Below are 7,603 nucleotides of genomic sequence, written 5' to 3'. Positions count from 1 at the left end.
GGTCATGGAAGTCGATGAATTTGGGTATATTTAAAAAAAAGAAGCAAAAAATTTGGATTTTTAAAGCTTGGATTTTTAAAGTCTATGATCGTGCTGGAAAACGGCTTATCGATTGGGAATTTGGTGATCGCTTGAGTCAAAATTCAAACGACTTTTTGAACGATTAAAAAAATGGAAAATTTTATTTTATTGCGCAGATCATTGGGCAGATTTTAATAAAATTATTCCAAGCCCCCCTCTTTCAGGGAAAAGATAAAACCTTTTCTATTGAACAAAATAACGCTCCTCACCGCCATTTGTTTACAAGATTTCGCCCCCCTTGCAAACATACGATCACTTGAAATTTTGGAGGGAACACTGCTTATTTTTGCAGCACTTCACGTTAATAAAACTTTGAAAATTCGTCATGCTATCTTTGATTGAAGGTCTCACAATTTTGATGAGGCTGCCGTTTATTTAAGCTATTTGTTATACACCTATGATATACTTCTCCTTTTCTTAAAAATAGTCAGTGTATGCTTATTTAGCAATGGGAATTGGCGTTAGTACGGAAATAAACGTTTCTTTTTGCGGTGAAGGCTTGAATTTTTTTTTCATTTCTGATGTAATAGATTCCAAAAGGATTAAAAGTTTTATTGGTGTATTTGTTATGCAAGCGCACTGGGGGTTAAGTTTTTTTTTCTTTGGGATGAGTATGTACTTTTCCTATTTTAGCATGTACGGCGGGCGGGGGTGCTTAGTGTGGAAAGAAAAACGCTCAGTTCTTATTCAGCAACGAGAAAAAGTCAAGCTTTTAGAAAAGAAAAAAGAAGGTCTAGAGCGAAAAATTTCTTTATTCGATCAGGAAATTGATTCTGATTTGTTAGAACAAATGGGATGGCAGATTTTGGGAATGATTCCTAGAAATTATTATTTTATTACTTACGGAAAATAACATATTTATGTATAGTAGATTTATAAAAAATAGAGGAAAAAGATGAGCGGATTGTTAACATTTACGAAAAGATGGAAAACGCTGTCTTGTCTTTGGGTTTTTTTAATGATTTGCTCTGGATGTAGGGATTCTGAGCGTATTTATCAGCAAAAACCATTGAACGTATTGTATAAAAAGGCTATGAGTGAACTGAAGAAAGAAGATTTCAAGGAGGCGTCTGTAAATTTTGATGAGATAGAACGCCAATATCCTTATTCGTCTTGGGCGCCTCACTCGCAGCTTATGTCTGCGTATTGCTCTTTTAAAGCTCAGGAGTTTTTTAAATCTATTGCAACGTTAGAAACATTTTTATCGTTGCATCCGGCGTCTCCTAGTGCAAAATATGCGCACTATCTTAGGGCGCTTTGTTATTATACCGATATGCTTTCTCCAGAGCGAGACAGTGAGAATGCTCTTTTGGCGCTTCAAGGGTTTCAGGAAATTTGTCAACGTTTTCCTTACAGTGATTATGCAAGAGACGCAGAAGTAAAAATGGATTTTATTAAAGAACATTTGGCTTGCCAAGAAATGCTTATCATAAGGGATTATATGAAGAGAAAAGAGTTTATTTCGGCGTTTCAGAGACTTTCTTTTTTCGTAAAAAATTACCCAAAGAGTGTGTTGATTCCTGAAGCGCTGTATAGATTAATAGAATGCCACATTGTTTTAGGGTTTCCTGGACTTACCTACAAAACTTTTACTCTTTTAAAATATAATTTTCCTGGAGATCATTGGACTTCTACGGCAAAAGAACTATTAGCTTCTGAAAAAACGGAAGGTTGCTCTAAAAAAATATCAAAAAGCAATTTTAAAAGAAGATATAGAAGGTAAAGTTATAAAAATTAAGGTATGTGCGTTCGTATGAAGGACGTGAAAAATTTTAACTTTTTAAAAAAATTTTTGAACTTGGTATATTCTGTAAAACTTAACGGATAGGCACAAAATTTTAAAGTCTGATGACGCTTGATACAGTTGTAAATAGTTAATTGAGTTTCAAATCGCACTAATTCCGAATATATTTTTTACTATTTTTAAAAAATATAAAAAGAGTGAAAATCTTTTGTATTTGTTTTTTATGTGAGTGTCAGAGAAAACTTTGGAATGGTTTTTGAAGCAAGAATAACAATTAACTATTACAAATGCTGGACAAAGAATTTCAAATGAAAAAGGATACGTAATAATTCTCCTCCCAATACATCTGGACATAAACGCTCTGAAGGAAGACAGAAAAGAACATCTAGATGGGGTGGCGAAAAAAATTATCTAAAAGAATACTCAAAATTGGAAGCTTTTAACTAAAGATGTTTTGTGTTAGAGTTGGTAAAGGAAGTCTTTTAAAAGTCTCATCGTTCTTGACAATCAAATAATGTTTTTCGTACAATTAGGGGGCTAAGAAATACAAATAAGTCAAAGTTGTATTTATGAAAAATAAAATTTTATTAATATCGTTTTTAATTATTTTAGGAAGTTTTTTTCCCAAAAATACTACTCAAGCTGTTTACGGATCTCCCCCTCATGACAAGATAGAGTTGAATGATTTGACTGCTAAAATAGATGCTTTTGATCGCGCGTTGGTCATTAAATTAAAAGTTTTAGATCCTGAAATAGGGTGCGCCAATCAAGTTTCTATAAAAGCCATGAAGAATCTTGACGATTGTTTAAGCAGTCCAAAATCTGAAAAAGAATTTGGCGATCAGTGCAGTGCAGGCGCTGCAGCGGATGCTAAAAAAAGCTTCGATGATTTATTTTATAGTTCAGAAATTGGTGTAGAGTTTATTAATCAGTCCGTTGTAAACACCGCAATGGAGTGTGATGATTTTTTTCTTAATCCAGAGATTTTAAATCGAAACAGTTTTGCTGAAACTGATTTAAGAGAAACGTTAAGGAATACTAATGTTTTAAAATTATTTCACGTGTTATTTCATTTAACCAGTGTTAGCGAAAATGCTTTAGGTTACGTCTTAAAAACTTTTAGTCAGGCTTACCCAGAAGCTTTAAGTGACTCTTTTTCTTATTTAACAGAATATATTGCTAAAAATCCTAGTGAAGTTTCTTTGAGTATTTTTGGTAAAGGGTTATCTGTTCTTGGTCGAACTTTTTATCATAAAGTTCCTATTAATCATGAATTTATTTGTTCTTCCCTAAATTACTTAAGCAGATATGAGGAGAGTTTTTTAGTTCAAGCTTTATCTATTTTATTGAGTGGAGAAGAAACAAGGGAAGAAGAAGAAAATTTTCGAATTTTTTTTGATTTTACTTATGCTTTCAACGCATTAAAAATTTTTTCTAAGATGGTAAAATTGGAAGATCTAGAAAAAATAGAAACGCACCCTCAATGCTTTGCTATGATTTTGGAGGCTTTGGAAAGCTCTATCTTTAATGCTGAATTGGAAGAGCAAAAAAATCAAAAAAAATTAGGTGCTAATTTGAATTATTGTTCAGAATTTTTTTCTTCTGTTTTTTCCGATTCATTAGAAAAAAGTAATCCAGATGTGCTTTCCCTTGCTCTTGCTGTTTTGTTAAGCGATACCCAGAATGAAAATTTTGATCATGCAAAAGCTAATTTAGATTTTGTTTTTACTATTTTTGATACTGAAATTCCTAACGCTCTTCCAGATGCGTTTGTCCGAGTCTTTAAAGTTTTGTATTTGCTTAATCCAAGAGCGTTGGGAAAGGCGTTGGGAACTGCGTTAGACAATGCCGTAGATAGTTATGAAGCGTATAAAGCAAAAAATAATTCGTTAGCTGACAAAGATTTTAAAAATTTTCGTGATATTTTTGCGCATAAGATAATTGATATGTTGTTTCTTCCTGAAAAAAACAAATTATTAATCTATTTTTCTCCTCAAGAATTTTTTTCTTTTTCTGAAGAAGATGTGGGGAATAAAGGCGATATTTTGTTTTATTGTTCTGATAAATTATTAAATTTTATCGTAAGTTCGGTAAATGCCGTTCCTGAGGACGAAAAAGAAAAGATATTTGAAAAAATTGTATCTGGTCCCCATGGATTAAATTTTTTTGCGAAATATATGGATTTATCTGGAATTTCTTTTGAAAATTTGTCTAAAAATTTACAGGAAAAAATTAAGCTTACGCTTCCACTTGTACTAGGTGGTGAATATTGGGGAGCATTTTTAAAATTTAAAAATCTTATTGATCAAAAAATAGATAAAGATGAGGTCAAAGATGATTTTGGGGTATACAAAAAATTTAGCGAGTATTTAAAGTTTTTTAATGCATTAAACTCAGAGGGAAATTTATTCGACAAGCAAAACGCTTTGGAATTTTTTAACAAAAATTTTAAAAAAGATAAAATGGATTTTTTGTTGTATTTGATGAAGATTTACGATTTAAAAAATTATCAAAAAAATGTAGAAGATTTAAAAAAATTTAAAATGAAGAATTTAAAAAACAATATAAAAGCCCTTGAACGCAAACAATTGCAAGATTTAAGAAAAGAAGAGCAAAAAATCGATGAAATTTTTTTAGATCTTGGTTTAGATACCAACGAATTCAATAGTAATAAGATCAAAGAAATAATTAAAAAAAATACTAGAATTGCAGACAAAGACCTAATAAGTATTTTAGAAATTTGTGAATATCAAGAATTATCTGAAAGAATAGAAAAATTTTCTTTTTTCTATAAAAATCTTTTAGACCCTTCATCGCGAATCAGAATAGTGTTTGAAAATTTTGAACCGGATGAGATGTTGTTTTTTCTGAAATTAACAACAGAATTTGGTGAAGATGTAGATCAAGAATTTATAAATTATTTAAATTTTAGTTATGAAGATGTACGATTTTGGCCTTTTGGTGTGATTAATGGAATAAATTTCATTATTTGTGATTTTCCAAAATTATACAAAGTTTTGATGAGAGAGTTTTCTTATGCTGTTCAGAAAAAGAAATTTGAAGCACTTATCCTAGAGCAAGAAAAAGAGAATTTCGTCCTAGAGGAGCTAACTAGCTTTTTAACGTACGATGTTTTTGCAAAAGATACGAATATGGAAGTTGCTCAAAATTCTTCTATAGAAAATAAAGAGGAATCTTGTATTTTTTCACAAAAACTCAACAAAAAATTTTCTTTAGAATATCGTCAAGCATCTATAGAACAAAGAGAACAACTTTTGGAAGATATTACAGAATTTTGCTTAAATATTTTAAACGGTGAAGATTTCCTTTACGAAAATTGTTTCACGGATTTTAATTCTTGTAAGACTTTTAAAGAAAATCTGAGAAAGGGATATGAAAAATATGTTCAGCTTCACGCTGCTTCACTTTCTTACCAAGATCGTTTTTCGATGCAATCCCCTTACGCAAGATTAGAAAAATTTTTCGAAGACGCTTTTATAGGGGGATTAGATGGGGGAAAAGAAATGGAGAAGAATTGGAAGCAAGCGCCATCCTTGCTTTATTAGACATCAGTGAGTGTCCGATTCGTAATTATGATCCTAAATTGCTTTCACTGGGATACGACGTAGAGTATATGCGAGACAACTAATTTTTAGGAAAGAAAAATATGTTTATTCAAAAGAAACAGAATTTTTTAAGCGTTAAAACAGAAAAAATAACAAAAATAGAATGACTGTTTTAATGAAGTAGTTGTCATAGATAAGGTAGAAGAAGAAAACGAACATCGTTTAAATTAATAGGCTGATCTAAGAAAAGTTTACTTCTTCTCTTTTTTTGTATTTCATTTAAATAGAAAGTAGTAAAATTAGTAGCACTCTATAATCTTAGGTTTTTTATTAATTGTGAAGTTAATTTGTTGAGTATTATTTTAAAATATTTATTTTTTTCACCACAAAGGCTGAGCCGAATGATGAGATCCTATTAAAATTCTGGTCAGTATAATCCAAAACTATGGGTTAGTATCTTTTTTATACCTCGTTTATGTATTAAAAATATTTTTATGATGAGCTCCATACTCCCCCTCACTTTTTTTGAAGGGTCTTTAAAAGATCCGAAAGAGAGGCTATTTTATTAAAAATAAACAACAATGTTTAATGCAAATGAACCTTCGTACTTATCGATCAGCGAAAGGTTCAGCATCCTGCGCTGATCCACAAGATGCACTCTCCACCTTCAATAAAATCCAAGCTTAAACGCGTCAGGCGTTTTTTTAAAAGGACAAGTAATTGATTCTGGACTCTTCTCAAAAGCCTTGATATCAAGCATTTGGGAGCAAGTTCCTAAAATGCATTTAATGCTCGATGGCACCAATTGGAAGTTTGGAACGCAGAATATCAATTGCCTCGTACTAGCTGTTAAAGTTGGAAAGATTACGTTTCCTTTGTTTTAGAGCATGCTTGATCACCAGAAAAATTCGCCCCCCCAAGCACGCATCAGTTTATTAAACCAATTTCAGGAAATCTTTGGGGTCGATAAAATTCTCTCCTTTTCAGCTGATCGCGAATTTGTGGGCAAAGATTGGATCACTTATTTGTGTGACTTATTTGTGTGACTACACGATCCCTTTTTTATCCGTATAAAAGATAATCCATTGGCCAACTTCGGCACTTCTAAAAAGCCTTTGAAGGATTTTTTTACTCACCTAAATACGGACGAAAGCCGCCATCTGTATAACATGCTGGATGATCCTAGGGGGGGCCGTAGGTAAAAAGATTAAAGATGCGTCTTGTCATTTGCTTAAGATAAAGACCGGGTACTAAACAAACAAAGATGGGATATTGAACGGCTGTTCAGAACTATGAAAACGCAAGGGGTTAACCTTGAAAATCCCCCTATGAAAGATTTGGGAAGACTTTCCAAACTTATGACCATTGTCGCTGTTGCTATTGTATACGCTTTTATAACAAGCCTTACACAAGAACACAAGGGGACTCAGGTGGATCAAAGATAAACTCTTATTCTTTGATTTCAGCGATCTTTTAAACCACCTGAAAAAAAGTGAGGGGGAGTATGATACCGCAGAGTCCATAAAATTTTTAATAAAACTCCCTATACGCTGTAAATTTATCAAAAATGTTTTCTAAAAGAAAGCTAATTCGAAAAATCAGTACTTAATACCTTCCTTAAATTCAAAAAACTCCCCCCCCTTTTAGGAAGTATTTCAAAAAAAGCACTCTCTTTACGCCATTTTTTCAGATTAATGAAAATTCATTTTTTAATTAATTCACATCAATTATGAATAGTAGTAATTTAGGTTGAATTAGGTGTGATTTTTTTGTTAAAATAAAAGGAAAATAACAAAGAGCTACTGCAACGATTTAAGAAAAAGGGGAATAGAATATTTAGATGAGGGGAACAGGTATATTGAAGCATCGCAACCATTTAAAATAAGTGTATCAGCGATAGGAAGGTAACATAGAAAATGGTATAGAAAATACAGACAAGAAATCAGTTATTTTCCTAAAAGTCGTAAGGCTCAGAAAAAAAGAGTGACTTAGAGAAGCTTGAAGCTTACGTCAAATAAAACGAAGATATGACCTTGAAAAAAGCTGCTCAAGAATTAGGGGGGGGATTTGATTAGGCCATAGCTTAAAAAAGACTTTTCGTACTTGGAAGAAAGAAAAGCGAAGTCAAAGTCAGTATCAAGAATAGATCAAATATATAGCATATCCAAGTCTTGTATATATTGATGAAAGCGGCATTGATATGGCTCGTCCC

7 protein-coding genes are annotated in these 7,603 nt (G+C 32.0%); all 7 read left to right on the top strand.

Going from position 1 to position 7,603, the window contains the following annotated elements; translation table 11 throughout:
• The first annotated feature begins 267 nt into the window (after positions 1-267).
• The 7 genes from HE1_RS09625 to HE1_RS08830 all read left to right on the top strand — a co-directional run bounded on the left by HE1_RS09625 (position 268) and on the right by HE1_RS08830 (position 6,836).
• The gene (locus HE1_RS09625) at positions 268-423 is read left to right on the top strand and encodes a hypothetical protein (protein ID WP_242837182.1); all 156 of its coding nucleotides are present in this window, start codon (positions 268-270) and stop codon (positions 421-423) included.
• Positions 424-739: 316 nt separating this feature from the next.
• Entirely contained in the window at positions 740-934 is a 195-nt protein-coding gene (locus HE1_RS08130; RefSeq protein ID WP_206537225.1) for a hypothetical protein, read from the top strand.
• A gap of 42 nt (positions 935-976) precedes the next feature.
• A complete protein-coding gene (locus tag HE1_RS02920; protein WP_052567264.1) occupies positions 977-1,804 on the top strand; it encodes an outer membrane protein assembly factor BamD in 828 nt (275 codons plus the stop codon).
• A gap of 590 nt (positions 1,805-2,394) precedes the next feature.
• A complete protein-coding gene (locus HE1_RS02915) occupies positions 2,395-5,391 on the top strand; it encodes a hypothetical protein (RefSeq protein ID WP_035544540.1) in 2,997 nt (998 codons plus the stop codon).
• A 746-nt stretch (positions 5,392-6,137) separates the two neighbouring features.
• Complete coding sequence (locus tag HE1_RS08840) at positions 6,138-6,275, top strand: hypothetical protein (protein WP_162531215.1); 138 nt, start codon at positions 6,138-6,140, stop codon at positions 6,273-6,275.
• Positions 6,276-6,278: 3 nt separating this feature from the next.
• Complete coding sequence (locus tag HE1_RS08835) at positions 6,279-6,437, top strand: hypothetical protein (RefSeq protein WP_162531214.1); 159 nt, start codon at positions 6,279-6,281, stop codon at positions 6,435-6,437.
• 246 nt (positions 6,438-6,683) lie between these two features.
• Positions 6,684-6,836 (top strand): hypothetical protein, encoded by a 153-nt coding sequence (locus tag HE1_RS08830; protein ID WP_162531209.1) that lies wholly within the window; start codon positions 6,684-6,686, stop codon positions 6,834-6,836.
• Positions 6,837-7,603 lie beyond the last annotated feature (767 nt).

The sequence above is a fragment of the Holospora elegans E1 genome (assembly GCF_000648275.1).
Lineage (GTDB): Bacteria > Pseudomonadota > Alphaproteobacteria > Holosporales > Holosporaceae > Holospora > Holospora undulata_A.
The sequence above is the reverse complement of the archived record's forward strand: the minus strand, read 5'-3'. Positions and strand labels throughout refer to the sequence as shown.

Excerpts from the sequence above, each read along its gene's own strand:
- HE1_RS08830 (WP_162531209.1), top strand. The coding sequence starts at position 6,684 with ATGAAAACGCAAGGGGTTAACCTTGAAAATCCCCCTATGAAAGATTTG.
- HE1_RS02915 (WP_035544540.1), top strand. The coding sequence starts at position 2,395 with ATGAAAAATAAAATTTTATTAATATCGTTTTTAATTATTTTAGGAAGT.
- HE1_RS08835 (WP_162531214.1), top strand. The coding sequence starts at position 6,279 with ATGCTTGATCACCAGAAAAATTCGCCCCCCCAAGCACGCATCAGTTTA.
- HE1_RS02920 (WP_052567264.1), top strand. The coding sequence starts at position 977 with ATGAGCGGATTGTTAACATTTACGAAAAGATGGAAAACGCTGTCTTGT.